At 62.8% G+C, this 24,256-nt stretch carries 20 protein-coding genes; 8 read left to right on the top strand and 12 right to left on the bottom strand.

Translation table 11 applies throughout. The features are described 5' to 3' along the window. Positions 1 to 89: 89 nt before the first annotated feature. A complete protein-coding gene (locus ACRARG_RS17415) occupies positions 90 to 1,214 on the top strand; it encodes a glycosyltransferase (protein WP_432691482.1) in 1,125 nt (374 codons plus the stop codon). An 18-nt stretch (positions 1,215 to 1,232) separates the two neighbouring features. Here ACRARG_RS17415 and ACRARG_RS17410 read toward each other — a convergent pair whose 3' ends face one another. From ACRARG_RS17410 to ACRARG_RS17370, 9 genes are all read right to left on the bottom strand, one after another. Further along, complete coding sequence (locus ACRARG_RS17410; RefSeq protein ID WP_432691481.1) at positions 1,233 to 1,484, bottom strand: hypothetical protein; 252 nt, start codon at positions 1,482 to 1,484, stop codon at positions 1,233 to 1,235. A 147-nt stretch (positions 1,485 to 1,631) separates the two neighbouring features. After that, entirely contained in the window at positions 1,632 to 3,074 is a 1,443-nt protein-coding gene (locus ACRARG_RS17405) for a mannose-1-phosphate guanylyltransferase/mannose-6-phosphate isomerase (protein WP_432691480.1), read from the bottom strand. A gap of 302 nt (positions 3,075 to 3,376) precedes the next feature. Next, positions 3,377 to 3,574: a hypothetical protein gene (locus tag ACRARG_RS17400; protein ID WP_432691479.1), complete on the bottom strand. Its 198-nt coding sequence runs from the start codon at positions 3,572 to 3,574 to the stop codon at positions 3,377 to 3,379. 75 nt (positions 3,575 to 3,649) lie between these two features. Continuing rightward, a complete protein-coding gene (gene rfbA / locus ACRARG_RS17395) occupies positions 3,650 to 4,531 on the bottom strand; it encodes a glucose-1-phosphate thymidylyltransferase RfbA (RefSeq protein WP_432691478.1) in 882 nt (293 codons plus the stop codon). Continuing rightward, positions 4,528 to 5,385 (bottom strand): dTDP-4-dehydrorhamnose reductase, encoded by an 858-nt coding sequence (gene rfbD / locus ACRARG_RS17390; protein WP_432691477.1) that lies wholly within the window; start codon positions 5,383 to 5,385, stop codon positions 4,528 to 4,530. Before rfbD ends, rfbA begins: the two co-directional genes overlap by 4 nt. Beyond that, entirely contained in the window at positions 5,382 to 6,425 is a 1,044-nt protein-coding gene (gene rfbB, locus ACRARG_RS17385; protein WP_432691476.1) for a dTDP-glucose 4,6-dehydratase, read from the bottom strand. The genes rfbD and rfbB overlap by 4 nt, the downstream gene beginning before the upstream one ends. Further along, on the bottom strand, positions 6,422 to 6,988 hold the full coding sequence (rfbC, locus tag ACRARG_RS17380; RefSeq protein WP_432691475.1) for a dTDP-4-dehydrorhamnose 3,5-epimerase: 567 nt from the start codon (positions 6,986 to 6,988) through the stop codon (positions 6,422 to 6,424). Before rfbC ends, rfbB begins: the two co-directional genes overlap by 4 nt. A 54-nt stretch (positions 6,989 to 7,042) precedes the next feature. Next, a complete protein-coding gene (locus tag ACRARG_RS17375; RefSeq protein WP_432691474.1) occupies positions 7,043 to 8,080 on the bottom strand; it encodes a 5-oxoprolinase subunit C family protein in 1,038 nt (345 codons plus the stop codon). Further along, complete coding sequence (locus ACRARG_RS17370; RefSeq protein ID WP_432691473.1) at positions 8,062 to 8,850, bottom strand: 5-oxoprolinase subunit B family protein; 789 nt, start codon at positions 8,848 to 8,850, stop codon at positions 8,062 to 8,064. The genes ACRARG_RS17375 and ACRARG_RS17370 overlap by 19 nt, the downstream gene beginning before the upstream one ends. 113 nt (positions 8,851 to 8,963) lie before the next feature. On the opposite strand from ACRARG_RS17370, the gene ACRARG_RS17365 reads away from it, so the two are divergent. The 3 genes from ACRARG_RS17365 (at position 8,964) to ACRARG_RS17355 (ending at position 11,818) form a co-directional block, all read left to right on the top strand. After that, positions 8,964 to 9,926: a TRAP transporter substrate-binding protein gene (locus ACRARG_RS17365; RefSeq protein WP_432691472.1), complete on the top strand. Its 963-nt coding sequence runs from the start codon at positions 8,964 to 8,966 to the stop codon at positions 9,924 to 9,926. A gap of 66 nt (positions 9,927 to 9,992) precedes the next feature. Next, positions 9,993 to 10,517 carry a TRAP transporter small permease gene (locus tag ACRARG_RS17360; protein WP_432691471.1) on the top strand — a complete coding sequence of 175 codons (525 nt, stop codon included), beginning with the start codon at positions 9,993 to 9,995 and terminating at the stop codon, positions 10,515 to 10,517. Continuing rightward, positions 10,517 to 11,818, top strand: a complete 1,302-nt coding sequence (locus tag ACRARG_RS17355) for a TRAP transporter large permease (RefSeq protein WP_432691470.1) — start codon at positions 10,517 to 10,519, stop codon at positions 11,816 to 11,818. Before ACRARG_RS17360 ends, ACRARG_RS17355 begins: the two co-directional genes overlap by 1 nt. Here ACRARG_RS17355 and ACRARG_RS17350 read toward each other — a convergent pair. Next, complete coding sequence (locus ACRARG_RS17350; protein ID WP_432691469.1) at positions 11,815 to 12,327, bottom strand: winged helix DNA-binding protein; 513 nt, start codon at positions 12,325 to 12,327, stop codon at positions 11,815 to 11,817. The genes ACRARG_RS17355 and ACRARG_RS17350 overlap by 4 nt on opposite strands. Before the next feature lie 131 nt (positions 12,328 to 12,458). Then, positions 12,459 to 14,660, bottom strand: coding sequence for a catalase/peroxidase HPI (gene katG / locus ACRARG_RS17345; RefSeq protein WP_432691468.1), 2,202 nt, complete (start codon positions 14,658 to 14,660; stop codon positions 12,459 to 12,461). A 322-nt stretch (positions 14,661 to 14,982) separates the two neighbouring features. Here katG and ACRARG_RS17340 point away from each other — a divergent pair, with 322 nt between their 5' ends. The 4 genes from ACRARG_RS17340 (at position 14,983) to ACRARG_RS17325 (ending at position 23,081) form a co-directional block, all read left to right on the top strand. After that, on the top strand, positions 14,983 to 17,340 hold the full coding sequence (locus tag ACRARG_RS17340) for a calcium-binding protein (RefSeq protein ID WP_432691467.1): 2,358 nt from the start codon (positions 14,983 to 14,985) through the stop codon (positions 17,338 to 17,340). Positions 17,341 to 17,506: 166 nt separating this feature from the next. Further along, a complete protein-coding gene (locus ACRARG_RS17335; RefSeq protein WP_432691466.1) occupies positions 17,507 to 18,703 on the top strand; it encodes a polysaccharide biosynthesis/export family protein in 1,197 nt (398 codons plus the stop codon). 169 nt (positions 18,704 to 18,872) lie between these two features. Then, positions 18,873 to 20,252 (top strand): efflux transporter outer membrane subunit, encoded by a 1,380-nt coding sequence (locus tag ACRARG_RS17330; protein ID WP_432691465.1) that lies wholly within the window; start codon positions 18,873 to 18,875, stop codon positions 20,250 to 20,252. Between the two features lie 117 nt (positions 20,253 to 20,369). Further along, positions 20,370 to 23,081: an Ig domain-containing protein gene (locus tag ACRARG_RS17325; RefSeq protein ID WP_432691464.1), complete on the top strand. Its 2,712-nt coding sequence runs from the start codon at positions 20,370 to 20,372 to the stop codon at positions 23,079 to 23,081. 9 nt (positions 23,082 to 23,090) lie between these two features. Here the strand turns inward: ACRARG_RS17325 and ACRARG_RS17320 are convergent, their stop codons facing one another. Next, on the bottom strand, positions 23,091 to 24,185 hold the full coding sequence (locus tag ACRARG_RS17320) for a glycosyltransferase family 4 protein (RefSeq protein ID WP_432691463.1): 1,095 nt from the start codon (positions 24,183 to 24,185) through the stop codon (positions 23,091 to 23,093). Between the last annotated feature and the right edge of the window lie 71 nt (positions 24,186 to 24,256).

Genomic DNA, 24,256 nt, shown 5'->3' with positions numbered 1-24,256 from the left:
TCCGCCGCACCCACAGGTGCCGGAGATCCCGGTTGCCTTTGAGCCAAGGCTCAGGCCATTGTTCGCAAAAGTCATTCTTCGGTCGGACTATGGACAGCAGCAAATTTTCAGACGGTCGCAGGGTCGCGATCATACATTACTGGCTTGTCGGGATGCGGGGTGGCGAAAAGGTGATCGAAGCCTTGTGCCGGATGTTCCCGCAGGCCGACATATTTACCCATGTCGCGGACCCGGAACGCCTGTCCGCCACATTGACCAAACATCGCATTATCGAAACGCGTATCGGCCGCCTGCCGCTGGCCAAGAAGATGTATCAGAAGTACCTGCCGCTGATGCCGCGCGCGCTGGAAGAGATTGATCTGACGGGATACGACCTTGTCATCTCGTCTGAGTCCGGTCCGGCCAAAGGGGTCATCGCACCGCCGGACGCGCCGCATCTGTGCTATTGCCATTCGCCGATGCGGTATCTCTGGGATCAGTACCATGTTTACCGGAACGGCGCCGGCCGGTTGACCCGGATGATGATGCCAACCCTTGCGCATTCGCTGCGTCAGTGGGATGTCACCTCGGCCGCGCGGGTGGACGGCTTTGCCGCAAATTCGCGGTTTGTCGCACAGCGCATCGAGAAATACTGGCGCCGTGATGCCGATGTCGTTCATCCCCCCGTCGCGGTAGAGGATTTTTCCGCCATCCCCGCGTCCGAACGCGGGGATTTCTACCTCTGGGCCGGAGAGCTGGCGCCCTACAAGCGGCCGGATCTGGCGGTCGATGCCTTCACCCGTCTCAAATTGCCGCTGGTTGTGATCGGCGGACCGGATGACACGGTCGAAAAGCTCAAGGCGCGGGCCGGTGACAATGTCACCTTCCTGGGCAAAGTGCCGTTCGATGTCCTCAAATCTCATATGGCGCGGTGCAAGGCGCTGATCTTCCCGGGAGAAGAGGATTTCGGCATCGTCCCGGTTGAGGTCATGGCGTCTGGCCGTCCGGTGGTCGCTTACGGGCGCGGGGGCATTCTGGATACCGTGGTTGACGGCGAAACGGGCGTGTTCTTCGATACTCAGACAGTGGACAGCCTCGTCGACGCCGTTGAGCGGATCGAGGCATCGGGCCTGACGGATGCCGATCCGGCAGCCTGCCTCGCCCGGGCGCAACAGTTCACCGAGGCCCGGTTTGCCCAGGGCATCGAAGCCGCGCTAGCCAAGATCGGCGCCTGAACGGCGCCCGATCAAAGGTCAGGAACGGTCTTCCAGCAGCGCCAGTGCGGTCAGCCCCAGCAGGCAGACCGTCCCAATGGCGGAATAGATTGGCAGCGCCCAAAACAGGCTGAACTGCCCAAGTACCATGACGCTGAACGTCAGAACGACAGACAGGGGGATGCTGACGAATGCGGCCTCCACCGCATAGTATCGCCGATCTCCCAAATTCTGATCCGCCAAACGCTCCTGTTCGATGGCCTCCCAAAGCCAGCTCGAGTCTTCAACCATCCGGGCCTCCTCCTCGGTTGAGTCCGAAGAGGTTAGCCCGTGATGGTTTCAAAACGGCTATTAAATTTCACAAATCTGCAACAGTCGGCGAAGTGTTGCAGATTTGTTTACAGTTTTTAAACAATCTCCGCCGACTGGACCGGTGAGTTAGCCTTTTGCACCCTGGCCGCGGGAATACATGTCCTCGTAACGGACGATATCGTCCTCTCCGACATAAGACCCGGTCTGAACCTCGATCAGAACCATCGGGACCTTGCCCGGATTCTCCATCCGGTGAATGGCGCCCAGCGGAATGTAGACGGATTCGTTTTCGGTCACGAGCTTGACCTCATCATCCACGGTGACCCGTGCGGTGCCCTCGACCACGATCCAGTGTTCCGAACGATGGAAATGCGACTGCAGCGACAGCGATGCGCCGGGATGGACCATGATCCGTTTGACCTGGAACCGCCCGCCGACAACAAGGCTTTCAAACCAGCCCCAGGGACGGTGATCCTTGGGGAAGGATTCCGCCTGAACGGCCTTCTTTTCCTTCAGCTTCGACACGGCCAGTTTGACATCCTGCGACCGGTCTTTGGGCGCGACCAGGACGGCATCGTTCATGGCAACGGCGATGATGTCCTTCACGCCGATGCCGACAACTTCCAGATTGTCGGAATCCGAGCGCAGGATGGAATCGGTACAGTCGATGGCGGTCGCCGCGCCATATAGCGCATTGCCCGATTCGTCTTTTTCCGAGGTCCGCCAGACCGCATCCCAGCCGCCCAGGTCAGACCATTCGGCGGTGTAGGGCACGACCGACAAGGCGCTGGCCTTTTCCATGACCGCATAGTCGATCGACAGATCGGGCGCCTTTTCCCAGGGCTCCGGCGCGAGGCGCAGGAAGCCCAGGTCAGGCTCTGCCTCCTGGACGGAGGCAGACACAGGCGGCACAAATTCCGGCGCAAACTTTTCGAATGCCGCGATGATGTCGGACACTTTGAACAGGAAGATCCCGGCGTTCCAAAGATAGGTACCGCTGGCAAGCATCTTTTCCGCATTGGCGAGGTCGGGCTTTTCGACAAAGCGCTTCAGCGGAAGCGGGCCATCGCCGTCAGACGCGGCTTCGAGATAGCCATAGCCGGTTTCGGGGCGGTCAGGTTTGATGCCGAAAAGTGTCAGATCACCTTTGGACACGGCGCCCAGACCGGTTGCCACAGCCGCACGCAGGGCGGCGGCATCGGGCATCAGGTGATCGGAGGGGGCCACCAGCATGATGGCTTCGGGATCGCTGGCCTGCAGATGCAGCGCGGCGGCCAGAACGGCGGGGGCCGTATTGCGCCCCGAGGGTTCGATCAGGATCGTGCCGGGATCGACGCCCGCCGCGGCGAGCTGCTCTGTCACGATGAAGCGGAAATCGGAATTCGTGACAACGATGGGCTTTTCGAATGAAATCCCGTCGCCAGATCCGGACAGCCGGCTGGCCGTGGACTGAAACAGCGATGTCTCGCTGGTCAGCGGCGCGAATTGTTTGGGGTAGCTCTTCCGCGAGAGCGGCCACAGCCGAGTTCCGGAGCCGCCACACAGGATGACAGGGGTAATGCTCTGCATTCTTGAAAAGCCTTTATCGTAGTGTGATCTTGATTGGCCGCAGAAGGGCGACCCAGGGTCAGCCTACTGCAACCGGCGCAGATGGCCAGAATTTAGCCGCACGGCAGCATGAAAATATGACGGTGATGGCTCAAACGGGGGCAAATGCAGGAAATTCAGCGATCATCCGCAAACAATCGCACAGGTTGCGCCGGAATAAGCGCGTCCTGCCCACCAATCGATCCGGCGCCCGGCGAAACAATCTCGCCTTCTGGTCGGTATTGTTGGCGACCAGGCCGGCGGGCCCGAACGCCAAAGGATGATCAGGCGGCGGCCTGATTCATGTCGGCGACGTCGCTGCGGCCGGACCGGAGCAGCAGCAGCGCGGTCAGCACGGCGATCGTGAGAACGCCGGAAATCGACACGATTGCAAGGCCTTGAAGAAAGCTTGCGCCACCCAGCCAGGCGATGGCGCCGCTCAGGTAGCCGACGAATGTGCCAATGAGAACCAGTCCGAACATGATGAGTCCTTTCAAATATGCTGGGGTCAGATAACCAGCAGCGAAAGGCGGCCCGATGGTGCAAATCGGGTCATTTCATGGCAGCGGCGGTAACAGACGCAGAAGGTATCGGCCGTAGTCGGTTTTTTCGAACAGGCTAGCACGCTCACGCAGCGCCGCCGCATCGATCCAGCCGTTTTCAAACGCGATCTCGTCGGGGTTGCCGACATGCAGCCCCTGCCGCAATTGCAGCGTCCGGACAAAATTCGCGGCATCCAGCAGGCTGCCATGTGTGCCGGTATCCAGCCAGGCATAGCCGCGGCCCATACGTTCCACTGTCAGCGCCTCGTCTTTCAGATAGCTGTCCAGCAGCGACACGATTTCCAGCTCGCCACGGCTGGAGGGTGTCACCTGCCGGGCCCGCTCCGACGCGGTGGCATCCATGAAATAGAGACCCGTGACGGCATAATCCGAAGGCGGCACCTCCGGTTTCTCGATCAGCGCCCGCACCCGGCCATCGGTGTCGAAATCGACGACGCCGTACCGCTGCGGATCGGCAACATGATAGCCGAAGACCGTCGCCCCCGAGGGTCGCGCATCTGCCGCCTCCATGATCCGGGGCAGGCCATGGCCAAAGAAGATGTTGTCACCCAGAACCATGGCGGAGCCTGCGCCATCGAGAAAATCCTCAGCAAGGATATAGGCCTGGGCGAGCCCCTCGGGCCGGGGCTGTTCGATATAGCTCAGGCTCAGCCCCCATTGGCTGCCGTCTCCCAGAAGCCGGCGGAACTGGTCGCGGTCCTGCGACGTGGTAATGATCGCGATCTCGCGGATCCGGGCCAGCATCAGGACCGACAGCGGATAATAGATCATCGGCTTGTCATAGAGCGGCAACAGCTGTTTCGACACGCCCATGGTAATCGGATAGAGGCGGGACCCGGTGCCGCCAGCCAGAATGATGCCCTTGCGCGCGCTCATGTTCGGATGTCTCCCAGTTCCGTCAGGACGTCTGTCAGCCCGGCGCGCCAGTCGGGCCGCCTGATGCCAAACTGCCGTTCCGTGTCCGTACAGTCGAGCCTCGAATTCAGCGGACGCCGGGCCGGTGTGGGGTAGCCGCTGGTCGGGATATCCCGGACCGTCACGGGCCGCCCCGACATCTCAAAAATGGCCCGCGCGAAATCGGACCAGCTGACCTCGGGCTGGCCGCTCAGATGATAGGTGCCGGATCGTCCCGTCCCACCGGTCAGCGCGGTCAGCATAATCAGGCAGGCATCGGCCAGTGCGGCCGCAGGCGTTGGCCCCCCGATCTGATCGGACACGACAGACAGTTCAGACCGGGTTTCGGACAGGCGCAGCATCGTCCGGACAAAATTCGACCCATGGGCGGAAAACACCCAGCTGGTGCGCAGGATGACATGGCGCGCCCCGCTCTCCCGTATCGCCATTTCGCCGGCCAGCTTGCTGCGCCCATAGGCATTGATGGGGTCCGGCCGGTCACTGGGGCGGTGCGCCTGCGTGCCATGGCCGTCAAACACATACTCCGTCGACAGATGCACCAGCGGCAGATCCAGCGCGGCGCAGGCCTGTGCCATGGCCCCGGGGGACAGCCCGTTGACGCGCAATGCGGCGGCCTCCTCCTCTTCGGCGGCATCCACAGCGGTCCATGCCGCCGCATTGATCACACCGTCCGGACGGATATCCCGTATGGCGGCCGCACAGCTTTCTGGATCGTCCAAATCCGCCTCTGACCGGTCCAGCGCCTGTATCCCGGGGCACAGCCGGATCACCTCCTGCGCAACCTGGCCGGTGCGGCCGAACATCAGGAGCGTCATCCCCGGCCAAGCCTCTTGCCGACCCCGTCCCGGTCCAGCAGCGCGGACCACCAGCTTTCATTGTCAAGAAACCAGCGGACCGTCCGGTCTATCCCTTCGTTCAGGGTGACGGAGGGGGCCCAGCCCAGCTCCTCCCGGATACGTGTCGGATCGATGGCGTACCGCGCATCGTGACCCGGCCTGTCTTCCACAAAGGTGATCAAATCCGCGTAGGGCGTCGCGGCGGGCCGCAGCCTGTCGAGCGTGGCGCAGATCATCCGGACCAGCGCGATATTGGTGCATTCGCTTTCGCCGCCAATCGCATAGGTGCGCCCGACAGCGCCCGCGGTCACGACGCGCAGCAGCGCCTCAGCATGATCTTCGACAAAGAGCCAGTCGCGGATATTCGCCCCGGTGCCGTAGACAGGGATCGGCCGGCCGGCCAGCGCGTTCAGGATGACCACCGGAACCAGCTTTTCTGGAAAGTGATAGGGCCCGTAATTGTTGGAACAATTGCTGATCACCACAGGCAGGCCGTAGGTCTCGTGCCAGGCCCGGACAAAGAAGTCGGATGCCGCTTTTGAGGCGGAATAGGGACTGCGCGGGTCATATGGGCTGTCTTCGGTAAAGCGCTGCTCCGGGTCTGGCGGGAGGCTTCCGAAAACCTCGTCGGTAGAGACATGATGAAACCGGAAGCCGGCCGGGCGCCCGGACTGAACCCAATAGCCCTGCGCGGCCTGCAACAGGTTGGTTGTTCCGGTGACATTCGTCGCGACAAACGCGTCCGGGCCGTCGATCGACCGGTCGACATGGGTTTCGGCGGCCAGATGCATGACCGCGTCGGGCGCATGCCGCTCGAACACTTGATTCAGGGCGGGTTTGTCCCTGATATCGACATGTTCGAAGTGATACCGGGGGCTCTGCGCGACAGAGGCGAGGTTGTCCAGGCAGGCGGCATAGGTCAGCGCGTCGAGGTTGATAACCTCATGCCCCAGCCCGATGGCCCTGCGGACCACGGCCGAGCCGATAAATCCGGCGCCTCCGGTGACAAGCAGTCTCATGCGTCACCCATCTTGAAAGGGCTTTTTAAGGTCGAAAATGCCGGGGCCTTTTGGTCCTTTTCAGACAGGATAGGCTCTGTTCCGGGTGGCAGAGGCCAGCTGATGCCGCAGCTCTGCCAATGCACGCTGCCGTCGCAGTCCGGCGCGTAATAATCCGTGCATTTGTAAACGATCTCTGTGTTCGGTTCGAGCGTGACAAACCCGTGCAAAAACCCGGCCGGGATCCACAACTGCCGGCCCAGCTCTGCGCAGAGCTCCCGCCCGACCCAGGCGCCGTAGGTCGCGCTGCCCGTGCGGATATCGACAGCGACATCGAACAGCCGTCCGCGTCCGCATCGGACAAGCTTGCCCTGCGCATGCGGAGGGGACTGGAAATGCAGCCCCCGAACTGTCCCCGCCGCGACAGAGAGGGAGTGATTGTCCTGCACAAAATCCGGAAGGTTCAGCCCGTGGCTTTCCAGCGTCCGCCGGCTCCAGCTTTCGGAAAACATGCCACGGTCATCCGCGAACCGCGCCGGCACAAGGCTCAGAACCTCGGGAATTTCCGTTTTCTCAATGATCACGCGGCTGTCTCCGTCGGGCGGTCGGCTTCTGGTTACCTGCGCCTGATGTGGCTGTCACGTTCTATCAAGATCGTCGCCGGCGGTCACACCGCTGATCAGGGAATAGGACAACAGGTCCGGCATATGGCGCGGATCGCGAACTAGCGGTCTGATCAGCCTGCGCGCCTGAGCGATCAGGCCGGTCAGCGGGGTTGAGGCCGTCGCCAGCTCCTCCGATGGCAGGCGCCGGAACGTCAGACGCATATCCGGTCGCGCCTGCGCGATCAGCGGCAGGTCGTCCGGCACGACGGTCCCGATCCGGGGGTATCCGCCCATGGTCTGGCACTCCGCCAGCAGGACATAGGGCACGCCCGCGCCGGTCATCTGGATATCGCCTTCGAAAATGAACTCTGAGGCGAGGTTCTCCGGCGCCTCGGACACAAAGGGCGGCACCTCCATCTTCAGCCGGACACCCTGCCGGTTGCCGCTCCGGTCCCGGAAAAACTCCGTGGCTTCAAACCGGCTGACTTCGGCGGCGGAAAACAGCCCGGTCTGCGGTCCGTAGACATAACGGACCGTACCGCCCTCGAACCGGGAAGACGGTGGCAAAACATAGCCCGGCAGCGCCACGTCCGGGTCCGGTCCCACAGGCAAGCGATCCCCGTCTGTGATCAACCGTCCGACGCCGCCGGCCAGATGGGTGGACCGGCTTCCAAGGACAGGATCAGTCACGATTCCGCCCGGAAAGCTCAGATATCCATAAATGCCAGCCGTGGCGGCGCCGATCGTCAGAACCTCTCCCGGCTCCAATCGGTGGCTGGCATTCCAGCTGACGGACCTGTCGCCGATGCGCGCGGTCATCGGCGCGCCGGTCAACGCGATCCGGGTCGGCTGCGTGACCTCAAACCGGCCGCCCATGCCCGCCATCTCCAGCGCCGCGCCCGGCTGCGCCTGTCGCAAAAGCGCGGCGCCCTCTGCCAGTGCCAGCCTGTCTGCCGCGCCGCCCCGCGACAGACCAATGCCGGTCATGTCGGGCCGGCCCGCGTCCTGAACGCTCAGACCGGGGCCGGCCTGCCGGATCACCAACTGACCCGTCATGGCGCGCCGAGGCATCGCGCCCCGCCCATCACATCGCCACTGTTCAGCAACCGGTCCATTTCCTCGTCTGACGCCCGGATCAGCCGCACCTCGTCCCCGGCACAGAGCGGGGCCGGCGTCTCTGCCTGTGGCTGAAACACCTGGAACGCGCATCGCGCGACCTGCCGCCACCCGGTCGGCGACTTATTGGCAAACAGCACGATCTGGCGCACGGCGACGGCGAGCGCTCCGCGCGGGACCATCGGGTTGAGTTCGGTCATGCGCGGCAGGTTCCAGCGCTCTGGCAGCGGGCCGAGATAGGGCTGCCCGGGGGCAAATCCAACGGCCAGAACCCGCGTGGACGTGGCCAGCAGCTCGTCAACGGCCTGGTCCGGCGACAGACCGGCGAGCGCCGCCGCCTCTGTCAGGTCGGGCCCGTTGTCGCCGCCAAAGGCAACAGGGATCTCCCAGATGCGGGTCGCCGGTGGCGCGGTCGCCGTCTCCCATGACACCTCTGCCAAAACAGTCTCTGTTTCGCCTGCAACGCGCTCTCTTTCGGCAGGATCGGCAAGTTTGACAAGAACAGATGTCAGGCTGGGATGCACGGAAACAAGGCGGTCGCCAAACCGGTCGCGCAGGTTGCGGCTCAGCAGCTGGACGGCGCCGGTTGTCCAGGGTTGCACCGTCAGAGAGAGCCGGACCAGAAGCGAGTCGATCCCGACCGGCAGGATCTGAGGACCATCTGCATCTGCGCGTCCGGGACCGAGTGCCTGTTCCAGCATCACCTGCGCCTTTCCGTCTGCCAATTTTCGGCACCGCCCGAAAACCTTCATTGACTTTAATTTCATTTCGATGACATTTTGTCAACGTTATGACAATGAGGCGTATTCAGAACGCCACACCCAACAGGAGTATCGTGATGCGTAGATTTGTGACCACCCTGGCCCTGGGCCTTGGCCTTGCCGGTGCTGCACAGGCCGAGACATGGGACATGCCGACGCCTTATGGCGACGCCACTTTCCACACCGTCAATATCCGCGAATTCGCCGCCGATGTTGAAACCGCGACCGAAGGGGCGCTGACCATCACCGTGCATTCCGCCGGATCGCTTTTCCCGCATGGCGAGATCAAGAATGCCATCCGCTCCGGCCAGGTGCCGGCGGGCGAATTCTTCCTCTCGACCCTCGCCAATGAGGATCTGGCCTATGGGATCGACAGCCAGCCCTTCGTCGCGACCAGCTATGATGATGCCAAGAAACTCTGGGCCGCGCAGAAACCCGTTGTGACGAAGCTGCTGGAAGGGCAGGGGCTCATGCCGCTCTTCTCCGTCGCTTGGCCGGCGCAGGGGCTTTATACCAATGGCGAGATTAAGACGGTGGATGACCTCTCCGGTCTGCGGTTCCGCGCCTACAACCCGGTGCTGGAGCAATTCGCCGCGCTGGCCAAGGCCGCCCCGGTTCAGGTAGAGGCCGCGGATATTCCCCAGGCGTTTACCACCGGGCAGGTGCAGGCGATGATCACCTCGCCCTCCACCGGTGCCAATTCCAAGGCCTGGGATTTTGTCGACACCTACACGCCGATCAACGCCTGGGTTCCGAAGAACATCGTCGTGGTGAACAAGCGCGCCTTTGACCGGCTTGACCCCGCCGTGCAGGAGGCCGTTCTGGCCGCCGCCGCAACCGCCGAGACCCGCGGCTGGGAGATGTCCGCCAAGGAGACGGAAGAGAAGGTCGCGGTCATGAAGGAAAACGGCATGACCATCGCGGAGCCGTCGCCGGAGCTGGTCGAAGGTCTGCAGTCCATCGGTGCGGAGATGCTGGAAGCCTGGGAAGAGCAGGCCAGCGACGACGCCAAGGCGATCCTGTCGACCTATCAGAACTGAGCTCATTAGACCCTGTTTCAGGCGGAACAGGGTCTTTTTCTATCCCCTTCGGACCGGAGCCGCACCATGCGCCGTCTGCTCGACACCCTCTATCTGACCGCAGGCGGGATCGCCGCCTTTGCGATCCTGCTCATCTGCTTGCTGGTGACGGCCCAGGTCGGGCTGAATGTCCTGGCGCGTATTGGCGGCCCGGCCTGGTCCTACACCATCCCCTCCTACGCGGATTTCGCCGGGTATTTCCTCTCCACAGCCAGTTTCATGGCCTTTGCCTATACGTTGCGGCAGGGTGGCCATATCCGGGTGAACCTTTTTGTCGGGCGGATGTCGGCCCGGATCCGCTGGAAGCTTGAGATGATGACGCTGGCCGTGGCCGGTGCGGCTTCGGCGTTTGCTTTCTGTTACGGCACCAAACTGATGCTGGAGAGCCTGCATTACGGCGACAAATCCACCGGCATGATCGCCGTGCCGATCTGGATCCCGCAATGCGCCATGGTCGCGGGCCTTGCCCTGCTGACCCTCGCCTTCTTCGACACGCTGGTGCAGAGCCTCCGGGCCGGTCAGTCGGTCATCGTGGATCAGGAGGAAGCATGATGAGCGATCCCCTCGTTTTCGGCACCCTCCTCGGGCTGCTTCTGCTGATGTTGGCCAGTGGCGTCTGGGTCGCCGTGTCGCTGCTGATCGTGGCGCTTGCAGGGCTCACCTTCTTCTCCAACGCACCCACGGGCCTCGTCATGGCGACAACCCTCTGGGGCCATTCGCACAGCTGGCCATTGGCCGCGCTGCCGCTCTTCATCCTGATGGGGGAAATCCTGCTGAGATCGAGACTGTCGGAGGATATGTTCACCGGCCTCGCCCCCTGGCTGGGGCGGGCGCCGGGGCGGCTGCTGCATGTCAATGTGCTGGGCTGCGCGATCTTCGCCGCCGTCTCCGGCTCCTCCGCCGCGACGGCGGCCACGATCGGCCGTATGTCGGTGCCGGAACTCACCCGGCGCGGCTATCCCGAAAGTCTGATCCTAGGCACGCTGGCAGGCTCCGCCACCTTGGGCTTCCTGATCCCGCCGTCGGTGATCCTCATCGTCTATGGTGTCGCGACGGAGCAATCCATCGCCCGGCTCTTCATCGCGGGTATCCTGCCGGGGCTGATGCTGGTGCTGATGTTCGGCGGCTATGTTGCGCTGATGGCCCTGATGAACCCGGGCAGTATTCCGCAGGAAGAGGGTCGATTTTCTCTCCTGGAGAAGCTCAAAGCCTCCCGTCGGCTGATCCCTATCGTCCTGCTGATCGGCGGGGTGATCGGCACAATCTACACCGGCGTCGCCTCTCCCACGGATGCCGCTGCCGTGGGCGTCGTCTTCTCCGTCATCCTCGCCGTGGCGACCGGGACCTTCCGCGTGAAGGACTTTATCGAGGCGCTGCTGTCGGCCACCCGGACCAGTGCGATGATCGCCTTCATTCTGCTGGCCGCCGCGGTCCTGTCCGTCGCCATGGGCTTCACCGGCATCCCGCGCAACCTTGCCGCCTGGATTGGCACCTTTGGCCTGTCGCAATATGCGCTGCTCGCCGTGCTGACGGTCTTCTTCATCGTTCTGGGCTGCTTCCTTGACGGGATTTCGGTCGTGGTGCTGACCACGTCGATCATCCTGCCGATGGTGACTTCGGCTGGAATAGACCCGATGTGGTTCGGCATCTACCTCGTGCTGGTGGTGGAGATGAGCCAGATCACCCCGCCCGTCGGCTTCAACCTCTTCGTGATCCAGGGCCTCACCGGATTCAACATCATGAAGATCGCCAGGGCCGCGCTGCCCTTCTTCGGGCTGCTGCTGTTGGCGGTGGTGCTGATCACGCTGATCCCGGGGATCGTGACCTACCTGCCGGACGCGATGAACAACTAAAGAGACGAGGCCGCCCGCCCCGCCTGATCATAGAACCCCGAGAGCACCCGCAGGGTGGAGGCGATGTCGCGCAGGTCCTGCCCCGCGACGCCGCCTCGGCTCAGCGGTTCCAGCAGGCATTCCTCCCGCACCTTGCGGTAGCGTTCGCACAGCGCACGGCCCTCTTCGGAGGTCTTGTAAAACACCTCCTTGCCGCGCTTTTCAGAGGCCAGAAGCCCCATCTTCAGCAGTTTCCGCAGGGCATAGTTGACCGTATGCGTATCCTCGATGTTTAGCAGGAAACAGATGTCGGTCAGCCGTTTTTCCCGGTCCCGATGGTTGGTGTTGTGCAACACGAGGATTTCCAGCGGCGACAGTTCGCCCATACCGGCGGCGGCCATGCAGCGCTGCATCCAGCGGGAAAAACTGTTGTAAGCGATGATCATCCCGAATTCGAATTCGGAACTTTCCCATCCCTGCCCTTCGGCAAGGTGGCGGGAGGAGACGATGCGACGGTCGCCTGCGGGCATTTCGGGGCCTCTTTCGCTGCTGTTCACCTGCGAGATATAGATAAATCATCAGCGTAACGCCATCGTTTCCCCTGACCCAAACGGAAAAGGCGCCGCGGAAGCGACGCCTTTCCTGTTCATGGATGCAGAGATCAGATGTCGAAGCGGTCCGCTTCCATCACCTTGACCCAGGCTTTGACGAATTCGCCGACAAAGCGTTCAGCAGTGTCGTCCTGCGCATAGACCTCGGCCAGCGACCGCAGCTGGGAGTTGGAGCCAAAGACGAGGTCCACCCGCGTCGCCGTCCCCTTCACCGCGCCGGTCTCCCGGTCGCGACCTTCGAACAGGCGGTCTTCCTCGACCGGGACCCATTCATTCTCCATCTCCATCAGCGTGACGAAGAAGTCGGAGGTCAGTGCGCCCGGATGATCGGTCAGCACGCCATGCTTGGTGTCGCCATGGTTGATCCCCATGGCCCGCATCCCGCCGACCAGAACGGTCATCTCCGGCGCGCTCAGGGTCAGCAGGTTCGACCGGTCGATCAGCAGCCGTTCCGCCGGGATCGTATAGTCGGGGCGGACATAGTTGCGGAACCCGTCGGCCAGCGGCTCCAGCGGATCGAAGCTTTCGGCATCGGTCTGCGCCTCGGTCGCATCGGTCCGGCCCGGGGTGAAGGGCACGGTGATGTCATGCCCGCCCGCCTTCGCCGCCATTTCGACACCGACGGAGCCGCCCAGCACGATCAGATCGGCCAGGGAGATCTTCATCCCGCCGGAGGCGGAACCGTCGAACTCCGACTTGATCGCCTCATAGGCCATGAGGACGCGCGCCAGGTTCTCCGGCTCGTTGACCTCCCAGTCCTTCTGGGGCGCCAGACGGATACGGGCACCATTGGCCCCGCCGCGCTTGTCCGATCCGCGGAACGACGCGGCAGAGGACCAGGCGGTATAGACCATGTCCCGCTGCGACAGGCCGCTCTTGGCGATCATGTCCTTCAGCGTGGCGATCTCGGCGTCTCCCACCAGCGGGTGATCGACCTCCGGAACCGGATCCATCCAGATCAGCTCTTCCTCGGGCACTTCGGCACCGAGGTAGCGGACCTTCGGCCCCATGTCACGGTGGGTCAGCTTGAACCAGGCGCGGGCAAAGGCATCCGCGAACTGATCCGGGTTTTCATAGAACCGGCGAGAGATCTTCTCGTAATCCGGGTCCATCCGCAGGGCGAGGTCGGTGGTCAGCATGTTCGGCGTGCGCTTCTTGCCTGCGACATGCGGATCAGCGACGCTGTCCTGCGCCTCTGCGTTCTTGGGCGTCCACTGATGCGCACCGGCGGGGGATTTGGTCAGCTCCCACTCATATTCAAAGAGATTGTGGAAGAAGCCGTGGCCCCATTGCGTCGGCGTGGTGGTCCAGATCACTTCAAGCCCGGAGGTAAAGGCATTGTCGCCCCCCTTGCCGTCGCCGGAGGTCCAGCCAAAGCCCATCTCGTTGATCTCCGCCGCCTCGGGCTCCCGCCCGACCTTGGTCGGATCGCCCTTGCCGTGGGTCTTGCCAAAGGTATGGCCGCCCGCGATCAGCGCGACGGTTTCCTCGTCGTTCATCGCCATCCGGCCAAAGGTGTCGCGGATGTCAAAGGCCGCGGCCAGCGGGTCCGGATTGCCGTCCGGCCCCTCGGGGTTTACGTAGATCAGGCCCATCTGCACGGCGGCCAGCGGGTTATCCAGCGCCCGGCCTTCCTTGTAGCGGCTGTTGGGCTTGTCGGAGGTGGCGAGCCACTCTTCCTCCGTCCCCCAGTAGACGTCTTCCTCCGGTTCGTAGATATCCTCGCGCCCGCCGCCGAAACCAAAGGTCTTGAACCCCATGGATTCCAGCGCGACATTGCCGGTCAGGATCATCAGATCGGCCCAGCTGAGCGCGTTGCCGTATTTCTTTTTTACCGGCCAGAGCAGACGCCGCGCCTTGTCCAGGTTGGCATTGTCGGGCCAGGAGTTCAGCGGCGCGAAGCGTTGCGAGCCGGAGGTCGACCCGCCGCGCCCGTCGCCGATCCGGTAGGTGCCGGCGGAATGCCAGGCCATGCGGATCATGAAGGGGCCGTAATGCCCCCAGTCGGCGGGCCACCAGGACTTGCTGTCCTTCAGCACGGTTTCGATATCCGCCTTCACCTCAGCGAGGTCCAGCGTCTTGAAGGCCTCTGCATAGTCGAAGCCCTTTTCCATCGGATTCCCGGCGGGCGTGTTCTGATGCAGGATTTTCAGGTTCAGCGCATTCGGCCACCAGTCGCGATTGGTGCGGCCTTCAGTGCCAGTGTGAATGACCGGGCAGCCGCCGGCCTTGGGTGCGTCATTGCCATCCATGGTTCTCTCCCTCAGAGCAATACGTCGCGAGTCGACGTCCTTGCGCGGACGATACCAACGGAAATCAATAAGAAAAACACCAGTCTTCTTATCGTAAGCATAAGTAGGACTGATATATCTCGTGCGGCTGCGCCACACTCCACAATCGCCGAGCGTTGAAACCATCGATGAGACAGCGGCGAACACTGTTTCCGCTAACGCCGCAATTTAGGCAAATTGGCCTGTAATCAACACGATGTCACTCCAAAGCCGCCCCATTTCCACCACAGCCGTCCAGCAAGGTCCGCTCCGGGCGAGGACGGATTGAGACGGAGTAACCGGAATGGACTTGAGTGTAGCGACACATTTTTCCCACGGCGGAAAATATGGCGAGCGCCATCTTGCCGACCTGCTTGAGCTGATTTCCAGAAGCGGATCGGAAGAGATCCGCGACGGGTTGAACTGGTGCCTGGTCGAGACCGAACGCGGCACCTACGATTTCTCGGATTTCCGAACCAGCTATTTCGACGAGATGGCCGCCGCCGGGCTGGACGTGACGCTGACCCTGCATCCCGGTGGAAACCCGCTCTATGACAATGGCGATACGGTGACCTCCGCCCGTGGCATCGCCGCCTTTGCCCGCTACGTCGATGCTGTTCTCACCGAATTCCCGTCGATCGACAGCATCGTTATCGGAAACGAATTCAACGGGTTGGATGGCCAGTTCGTGACAGGCGCCGCAGCGACGACGGATCTGGAACAGAGGGCATCCTATTATACAGACATCCTCAAGGCTGTGCACGACCGGGTGGCCGACAGTCACAGCGACGTCCAGATCGTTGGCGGCGCGCTGCATTCCATCGCAACAGGCTATGTCCAGATCCTCGTCGATCAGGGCGCCTTTGAATATATGGATGCGCTGGATATCCATCCCTATGGCCAGGACCCGATCGAAGTTGCGCAATCCCTGGCGCAGCTGAACGCGGTTCTCGACACGCTTCCGGCCGATCAGCGGCCCGATCTCGTGGTGACGGAATTTGCCCTGCCGGCCGAGTCCTCTGATCCGATGGCGAATTCCGAATATCTGGCCAAAATGGCGGCCGTGCTGGCCGCCGGCGGCGTGTCCGCCGCCTCCTGGTATGCGCTTCTTGACGAAAACTATAACCGCACGGCGGATATGGGCCTGTTCGACACGACGGATACCGCCAACCCGGTGCTCGACAGCTTCCGCTTTGCGGAGACGTTGTTTGATACCGGCGCGACCCCGGTTCAGATGGAGGCCGGCCCCGGTGTTGAACTCTATGATTTCGGCAATGGAACCTGGCTGGTCTGGGGCTCTGCCCAGTCGGTACAGTTCTCCGGCACGGGTCTGACCTTCCGCGATGCCTCCGGTGCTGTGATCGATCGTCCGGCCACGCTTTCGGATGCACCGATCTATGTGCAGGGCGCGGATATGGTGCTCAGCGCCGATCCCGATCACGCGGCACTTCTGGCCGACAGCTTTTACGATTTTGACCTGACCGCCGATCCCGACGGACCCTGGAGCTATTTCGGCCTCAAGATCCAGAACGGGGTCGAGCGTGATTTCGACCTGACCGTCATGGACGGGCAAAGCCGCATGAGCGAAAGCTGGACGCCCTATCTGGGCAATCAGTGGAACCGGCCCTTCCAGATGTCGGCCGATGTGTTGACCCCGGTCAGCTTCGGGCGCCGCAATAACGATTTCCGCGCGACGGTGGAACGGTTCACGGCCGAACAGACCGGAGCGCTTGATATCGCGGGCAGCTGGGACGTTTCGGATGACAGCACGGACGGTATCCGTATCGAGATCCGCGTCAACGGCGAAACGATTGCAGAGCAGACGGTGACCGGCACGGCACAGATCGCCCTGCGTGGGGTCGAGGTCGCGGCCGGCGACACGGTTGATTTCATCGTGCATTCCGGGGCGTCTTCAACCGGGGACAATACCACCCGCCACATCCGCGTCTTTGAAGCCGACGCAAACCTGTCGACATCGGAATTCATGGCCGAACACCTGTCAAATGACGTGATCTCGGACAATGAAACGCCGTCCTTTGACGTCTACGACTTCCGCGCTCCGGTCGCCGAGGCGCGCCCCGATGCCCCGACCTTTGGCGCATCCGAGGATCAGCTTGCCCGCTATGCAGAGGCGGCGAACTATGTCGACGATCTGAACGACCTGCGCCCCGACGAGTTTGTCAGCGGCACCGTGCGCGGTGCGGCCGGCGGCGATGTTCTGGCAGGCGACGACGGGCGAAATGTTCTGCTGGGTCTGGGCGGGGACGATATGTTCTTTGGTGGTGGCGGAACCGACCGGCTGATGGGCCGGGGTGGCGACGATACGCTGTTCGGGGATTCCGGCAATGACCTGCTGGTCGGCGGCAACGGCGACGACATTCTGATTGGCGGCTCCGGCCGCGATCGCCTGCGTGGCGGTGAAGGCAGCGACACCTTTGTGTTTGGCCCCGGCTATGAAAAGGACATCGTGCTGGATTTTGACGCGGGCGAAGGTGACGTGCTCGACCTGACCAGCTTCGACCTGCAGTTTTCGGATCTCAAGATAACCGAACACGGCAATTCGCTGTTGCTGCAGGCACAGGAAGATAACGGCGTGTCCACCATCGCCGTCCTGCGCGGCGTCGCGGCAGATGACCTGACGGAGAGCAGTTTCCTCTTCTGACATGATCCTGATGGCCCTGCGATCGGCACGGGGTTGCCGACGCCGGGCGCGCGCTTCGGCGGATGCTGCCGTGCAGAATATTTCGGTTGCGTCGCCTTTGCTGCCTGCGTCATGATACCGGCACAGATTTCAGGAGAAGCCGATCATGCAATTGTCAGTCCGGACCATGTCTGCGGTTCTCGCGCTTGCACTCTCGGCACCAGCTGGCTGGGCAGAGGGGTACCGCATTGTCGCAGGCGACGAGCTGAACATTTTTTATGCCGGTGCCACCACTTCCGAACTGGTTTCGGTCGATGCCGACGGGCAGGTCCGGCTGGTCGATCTTGGCGGAGTGACGGTTGCAGGGCTGACCCTCGATGACGCGGAAACCGCGCTGGTAACGGCCATGGAAACTCAGGGGCTCTATGTGTCGCCCCGTGTCAGCCTTGCTGTCGCAGATTATGCGCCGATTGTGGTCGCGGGGGATGTCAGCAATCCGGGCCGGGTCGATTACCTGCCCGGCATGACCGTCGGCTCCGCTCTGGCCCTGTCCGGCGGCAGCCAGACCAGCGGCATGACGCGGAACGAACTGGTCCGCGCCCGGACCGAGGCGGAAAGCAATCTGCGGACAACCAATCTGGACATTGCCGCAGCGGTAGTCCGGATGGCCCGGTTCGAGGCCATGCTGAAAGAGGATGATCAGCCACTTGTCCTGAGCGATGCTCTCAAGGCGCGGATCCCTTCGCCGGCGGCTGTAGATCTGGACACGCTGCTGGCCAATGAACAAAGCGTTCTCTCCAGCCTGCGCCAGCGCACCACGGAGCTTCAGGACTTCTGGGATCGCGAGATCGAGGTTCTGACAGCGCAGAGTGAAAACTACGACCGCCGCATGGCCGTGCAGGAAGAAATCGTCCTCTCGGCCGCCAAGGCCCTGGACGATGCGCGCGAACTGCAGGAACGCGGGCTGCAGACATCAAGCCGCCTTTCTGTCGTCGAACAGCGCGACGCCGATGCGCGCAGCCGGGTGCTGGAGCTGGAATCGGCGAAAATGCAGGCCACCCGCGCCATCGGCAATGCCGAGCGTGACCGGGTACAATTCCTTGCAAATCAGCGGGACGAGGCCCTGACCGGCCAGCAGTCCGCCGGGGTTGAGCTTGACGGTCTTGAGCTGCGCTACCAGCGGTTCACAGACCTTCTGGGCCTTTTGACGGGCGGGAACTCCGGGGCTCTGCTGGCCTCCGACGCCGTGTCGCTGAACTTTACGCTTCAGACCCCGCGGTCGGGGCGCCCCTCCGGATCCGACGTATCGCTGGAGACGCCGCTTCTGCCCGGCGAGACGCTCATCGTCACCATTTCCGCCGCGCTGGACGACCTGGGCGGCTGACCCAAATCCTCCGCCATGCGGAAAATCCGCGGCAAGAAGGGCCAGACCGTTGAACTTTTGCAACGGATCTGCGGTAACACGCGTGCCCGTGTCCTTGATATGTCTTGAAATGGGCAATTCGATGGTATGCCTGCTTTAACAATTCAGCCGAACGGCAAGAGCAGTATCAATGACCATCAAGACATTTGTCGGCGCAGCGTCGCTGCTGGCCCTTGCATCCTGCGGAGTCGTGGGGCCGGACTTCATGAAGCCGAAGATCAATATGGCGGAGAGTTTCGCCTTTGCGCCGCATTCCGCGCTGCGACAGGCCGCGCAGGATGACTGGTGGAAAGCGTTCCGCGCCCCGGTTCTGAACTCTCTTATGGAGCGGGGCCTGCGCCAGAACCTGTCGGTCCAGGCCGCACAGGCCCGTATCCTGGAAGCGGAATATCTGTTGCAGGCGGCGGGCCCGAATTCGCAGATTTCCGGCGATATCACCCTCTCTGCGCTCGGCGTCAAAACTGAAGGTGTGGCCGGCGATACCAGCCTGCGCGGCTCCAGCTCACCGTCTTTTGTGATCGATCTGTTTGGCGGCGCAAAGCGGCAGCGGGAACAGAGCGGCGCCAACCTCATGGCGGCCGTTTTCAACAAGGCCTCCGCACGGCTGGCCATTCAGCTGGCCATTGTCAGCGCCTATCTCGATCTGCGGTATTTCCAGCAGACGCTGGCGATCCAGCAGCGCGCTGTCGCCAACAAGCGCGAGATCGTCAACAATATCAATCTGCGGGCGAATGTCGGCGATGCCACCCGGGTTGAGGTGCGGCGCGCCGAGGCAGAGCTGGACCTGGCCACCGCACAGCTGCCCGATTATATCGCCGGCCAGCGCGTGGCTGTCCTGGCACTGGCCGCCCTTCTGGCAGAGCCGGGCGCGACCATCAATGCAGAGCTTCGCAAGGGCGGGACGCAGCCCGTCCCGCGCAATGGCGTCCATACCGGCGTGCCCTCTGAACTGCTGCGCAACCGCCCCGACATCCGGTCTGCAGAAGCCCGGCTTGCCGCGGCCGTGGCCGAGGTGGGCGTGCTGGAGGCTCAGCTTTACCCCTCCCTTCGTCTGGGTGGTACCGTGACCGCGGCGACGACAAGCTCTGTCTCTTTCGGCCCCAGCCTGACCCTGCCCATATTCGACCGGCCGACGCGGCTGGCCCGGCGCAATGCAGCCGCCGCCCGCGTCGAACAGGCCGAAATCGACTGGCGCCAGACAGTTGTCGACGCGCTGGAAGAGGTCCAGACCGCGCTGGTTCGCCTCGATCAGGCCGACGACCGGATGAGCGCGCTGCGCAAGGCCGAGGTGACCTATCGTGACGCACAGAACCTGTCGGAAGAGGCGTTCCGGCTTGGCTCTGTCACCTTGCTTGACCTGCTCAGCACTCAGGACAGCCTGACATCGACCCAGCTTCAGCTCGCCTCGGCGCGGCGCAGCTATGCGCTGTCCTGGGCACAGGTGAACGTGGGGATCGGGCAGGGCTGGTATGCCGAGGCGCCGCTCAGCCATACGGCGGCGATCCAGTAGGGCCGCGGCCTGAAAGCTTTGCCTAAATCGTAAATCGTTTCTTACTAGACCGTACGGTCTGGTCCGATTTCTTTAACCAGTTTCGACAATCTTCCTCCCGTCCGGCGCTTTGGAGGAATGAACGTCATGAAGTCGATCAAGATCAACGCATCTGTCGCGGGCGAATACAGGAACATTCACTTTTTTGACGGCGAGGACCTGCGATTTGCAATTTCAGGCCGGACCGATCCGGCCGAGATCGTCGTCACCATAGCCACGGATCACAGCGCCGCGCCCTTTATCGAAGCGGTCGGCGGCGATGAGGTCATCCTGACTGCGGCGGTTCTGGCCGATATGCCCGAAGGCGAGCGCTGCGCCTATAATGTCTGGACCCGAACCGCCGCGACGCTGGTGCTGCTCTGCCGTGGCTATATCACGGCGCAGGATACCATTCAGCCGGGCGAGGAAGAGCCGGTGCCGCTCGCCATCTCCGGCCAGCCCGGGGGGACCGGACAGGTCGGCGAGAGCTACAGTTTTCAGCCTGCGGTCATTGGCGGGGCAGCGCCCTATATGTTCGCCAGTACCGGGACCGGCCTGCCGGCCGGGCTGGCTCTGGACCCCGATACCGGGCTTCTGTCCGGCACGCCGGTGACCCATGGCAGCTATACGGGCTTCGTGATCACCGTCACCGATGCGGAGGGGGCAAGCGCGGCTCTGCCCGCCTTCAGCCTGACTATCACCCCTGCGACCCTTTCAATAACGGGCACCCCATCCCTGAACGTGGCAGAGGGCGCCCCCTACCTGTTTGAACCTCAGATCACGGGGGGTGTCCCGCCCTATTTCTTTGATCTGGCCACCGGCACCCTGCCGGCTGGTATCGTTCTGGACAGCGCAACCGGCATCCTGTCGGGGGCCGCGACCGAATGGGGAAGTTTTGCGGATATCGCGATCCGGGTGACCGACGATACCGGGACGACAGCCCTGCTGCCCGCCTTCGACCTGACCGTCACGGAACTGATTGTGCCCGAAGGTATCGCCTTTGTCTGGCGTTGGGGTCAGTCGAATGAAGGCACGCTTGGCAATAACCCGGGCCAGACGGATGCCCAGTATCGCGGCGCCTTTCCCACCATCCGGCAGGCCGACAATGACGGTAACACGCTTGGCCCGGACGAGACCTACGCACTTGTGCCCTATGCGATCCTGAACGACGGGGATGCTGACGTGGTGATCGGCGGGGATACCATCAGCGCGCCGCAGGGCGAATACACCGTTATCGGGGACGGCATCCCCGTGGGTCCGTCCTTTGGTATTGCGGTTGATATCCGCGACAATGGGCTTTTTGCCCATGCGGAGGAAACCTGGTTCTGGAAGGCGTCGAGCGCCGGCAAACCGATCCGCTACTTCATGCCGCCCGGAGAGATCGCGGCCTATCATTCGGGTGAAAGCGACACGATCCGGGGCTGGCAATACAAATGCTACGCCAACCGGCAGCTCCGGGCCGAACTGGCCGCAGAAACGCGCCCGGTCTATATCCAGTGCACCGGGCAATGGCAGGGCGAGGCCGATACCAATCCCGCGCGCACGGCAGAGGATACAGGCAGCGCCTATATCGTGAATTACGGGGCAGAGCACCAGAAGGTCTACCAGTCCGATGTCGATGTGCTGGGGGTAGAACCGCCCTATTTCGTGGTGCAGCTCGCCCCGGTCTGGAACGACACCCTCTCGGCCCGTGATCCCTACACGGATGCGCTGAACGCCGCGCGTAAAGCGATGTGCCGCTACACCGTCGATATCAGTGGCGCGATCACGGATAACGGCTCGGGCCATGCCAAGATGTACTTTGTGGAGCATGATCTGGGCGGAAAGATCGCGGCGCAGAGCCCCGATCCGCATGTCACCTCCGATGAACAGCGCCGGATCGGCCAGGCGATTTCCGCTGCGCTGCGAACTCTGCACGGCAGCGACGGGTTTACCACGGCCTACCCGCTGACAGAGGTCAAACCGCAGCTTGTCGGCATCGGGTCCTCTCTGAACGGCACCGTTCTGACCGTCACCGGCTACTATTCGGATCCCGGCGTGATCACCGTGACGGCGCGTCAGGTCTCTGACGACAGCGTCGTGGCGACCGGCAGTGCCACGATCACCGACACCTATGCCGGGGCGACGCCCTTTTCCATCGATATCCCGCTGCCCGGCGACACAGAGATCGCCTGGTCTGCCGCGCTGGAACTGGCCAGCGGCGAAATCTCCGTGCCCAAGGGCGGAAGCCTGATAACGCCGTCGCTGGTCCGCTCCTATGATGCGACCTTCGGGACCGAAGATTTCACCTATTCGACGGTCACCTCCCTGAACGATACGGCTTTGCGAAGCTCGGCCACCGGATCGCGTTACGCGCGCGGGACACCGCCCAGCAATGGCGGCAAACGGTATTTCGAAATTGCGCTGACCGGCGATTGTGCATTTCTGGGCCTTGGTCTGCCCGACACGCCGCAGGCCGGCGGCACCAACGGCATTGACCGGTCCGGCATTCTGGGGACGAACATCCAATATTCCGGCGGGTCCGTTTCTGTCGGATCGGGGATTGTGACAGATTGCACGGCTCAGGTCGCTTTTGACGCGGACGCCGGGCTGATGTGGATCCGCGCTGACTATATGACGGACTGGAATGTGGACCCGGCGGCGGATCCGGCCAGCGGAACCGGCGGGCTGGACATATCCGGCATGGACCTGACCCGGATCGTGCCGCTGGTCGGGTTCTCTGCATCGCACACGGGCGCTCTCGCGACCCTGGTACTGGAGCCAGGGAACTGGACGCTGTCACCGCCTGCGGGATATGGGGCGATTGGCTAGGTTCCTGCGCTAAGTCGACGGCAGCTCTGCCAGACAGGCATTCAGCGTCTCGGCCGCGCGTCGCCATGTGAACCGGGCGACGCGCTGTCGACCCGCCTCTGCCAGACGGTGGCAGAGCTCGGTTGAAGCGGTGACCTGGTCCATCGCATCGGTCCATCCATCCCTGTCCGTCGGGTCGCGTGACAGGGTCGCATCGCCGCAGACCTCGGGCACCGCGCCGCCGGTGGAGGAGATGACCGGACAGCCGCAGAACATCGCCTCTGCCGGCGGAAGTCCGAACCCCTCGGTCAGTGACGGGAAGACCAGCGTAGTGGCCGTTTCATAAAGCGCCCGCAGCTCTTCATCAGAGACACGGCCGATCATGCGGACGTCTTCCGAGGCCTGCAGTCCGGCCGCCCCGAAGACCTGAGCATTGCCGCCGCCGGCGATCACCAGCGGAATGGACCGATCGGTCCGGCGCCGTGCCGCGTCGATCAGCATGGCGAGGTTCTTGTGTGGTGCAAGGCTGCCGATGGCCAGCAGGAACCGGCCGCGTTCCAGCCCGTGTTTCGCCAGCACGCCCAGGTCGGGTTGCACGCGCAGGATATGATCGGCCCCGTTGGGGATCACACGGGCCTTTCCGGGCGGGACCACGCCGAAATGTTCCAGCTCCTTCTTGGAATGTTCGGATACCGTGAGCACCATCGCGGCGCGGCGGCCAAGCCGGGGCTGCATAACGTGGTACCATGTCCGAAAGGCGCGGGAATAGCTCTCCGGCTGACGGAACACCTGAGCATCATGCAGCATTGCGATCTGCCGTCGCCGGAACACAGGCCCCATATTGCACAGCGACAGCAGCCAGTCCGATCCGGCCTCCCGGGGGAGGGCGATCTGTTCCCAGGGATGACCGCGCAGCTCGGAGTTCGTGGCGCGCGCCATGTCCAGAATCGCCTTCGGCCGGTCGCCCGGGGCGACGATATCGCCGCGGGGATGCAGCGCCGACAACCCGCCGAACCCGTCAGGCAGGCCAAGCTCGATCAAGGCAGCGATTAATTCTGTAGCGACACGGTCGACACCGGTCGGCTGACGCATCAGAAACCGGGCGTTCAGCAGAAGATCAGGCATTGCGGATTGTTCTTTCCCGAAAATTTGGTAACGTCGTTAGGAAATTTTTAAGACAAATTTCTGAGATTGGT

Origin of the sequence: Pseudooceanicola profundi (assembly GCF_050897955.1) — a bacterium.
In the GTDB taxonomy this organism is placed as follows: domain Bacteria; phylum Pseudomonadota; class Alphaproteobacteria; order Rhodobacterales; family Rhodobacteraceae; genus Pseudooceanicola.
This window is presented reverse-complemented; position numbering and strand designations above follow the sequence as displayed.

Bases quoted from the DNA above. Each gene is read 5' to 3' on its own strand.
- ACRARG_RS17415 (WP_432691482.1), top strand. From the start codon at position 90: ATGGACAGCAGCAAATTTTCAGACGGTCGCAGGGTCGCGATCATACAT.
- ACRARG_RS17410 (WP_432691481.1), bottom strand. From the start codon at position 1,484: ATGGTTGAAGACTCGAGCTGGCTTTGGGAGGCCATCGAACAGGAGCGT.
- ACRARG_RS17405 (WP_432691480.1), bottom strand. From the start codon at position 3,074: ATGCAGAGCATTACCCCTGTCATCCTGTGTGGCGGCTCCGGAACTCGG.
- ACRARG_RS17400 (WP_432691479.1), bottom strand. From the start codon at position 3,574: ATGTTCGGACTGGTTCTCATTGGCACATTCGTCGGCTACCTGAGCGGC.
- rfbA (WP_432691478.1), bottom strand. From the start codon at position 4,531: ATGAGCGCGCGCAAGGGCATCATTCTGGCTGGCGGCACCGGGTCCCGC.
- rfbD (WP_432691477.1), bottom strand. From the start codon at position 5,385: ATGACGCTCCTGATGTTCGGCCGCACCGGCCAGGTTGCGCAGGAGGTG.
- rfbB (WP_432691476.1), bottom strand. From the start codon at position 6,425: ATGAGACTGCTTGTCACCGGAGGCGCCGGATTTATCGGCTCGGCCGTG.
- ACRARG_RS17375 (WP_432691474.1), bottom strand. From the start codon at position 8,080: ATGCCTCGGCGCGCCATGACGGGTCAGTTGGTGATCCGGCAGGCCGGC.
- ACRARG_RS17365 (WP_432691472.1), top strand. From the start codon at position 8,964: ATGCGTAGATTTGTGACCACCCTGGCCCTGGGCCTTGGCCTTGCCGGT.
- ACRARG_RS17360 (WP_432691471.1), top strand. From the start codon at position 9,993: ATGCGCCGTCTGCTCGACACCCTCTATCTGACCGCAGGCGGGATCGCC.
- ACRARG_RS17355 (WP_432691470.1), top strand. From the start codon at position 10,517: ATGAGCGATCCCCTCGTTTTCGGCACCCTCCTCGGGCTGCTTCTGCTG.
- ACRARG_RS17350 (WP_432691469.1), bottom strand. From the start codon at position 12,327: ATGCCCGCAGGCGACCGTCGCATCGTCTCCTCCCGCCACCTTGCCGAA.
- katG (WP_432691468.1), bottom strand. From the start codon at position 14,660: ATGGATGGCAATGACGCACCCAAGGCCGGCGGCTGCCCGGTCATTCAC.
- ACRARG_RS17340 (WP_432691467.1), top strand. From the start codon at position 14,983: ATGGACTTGAGTGTAGCGACACATTTTTCCCACGGCGGAAAATATGGC.
- ACRARG_RS17335 (WP_432691466.1), top strand. From the start codon at position 17,507: ATGTCTGCGGTTCTCGCGCTTGCACTCTCGGCACCAGCTGGCTGGGCA.
- ACRARG_RS17330 (WP_432691465.1), top strand. From the start codon at position 18,873: ATGACCATCAAGACATTTGTCGGCGCAGCGTCGCTGCTGGCCCTTGCA.
- ACRARG_RS17325 (WP_432691464.1), top strand. From the start codon at position 20,370: ATGAACGTCATGAAGTCGATCAAGATCAACGCATCTGTCGCGGGCGAA.
- ACRARG_RS17320 (WP_432691463.1), bottom strand. From the start codon at position 24,185: ATGCCTGATCTTCTGCTGAACGCCCGGTTTCTGATGCGTCAGCCGACC.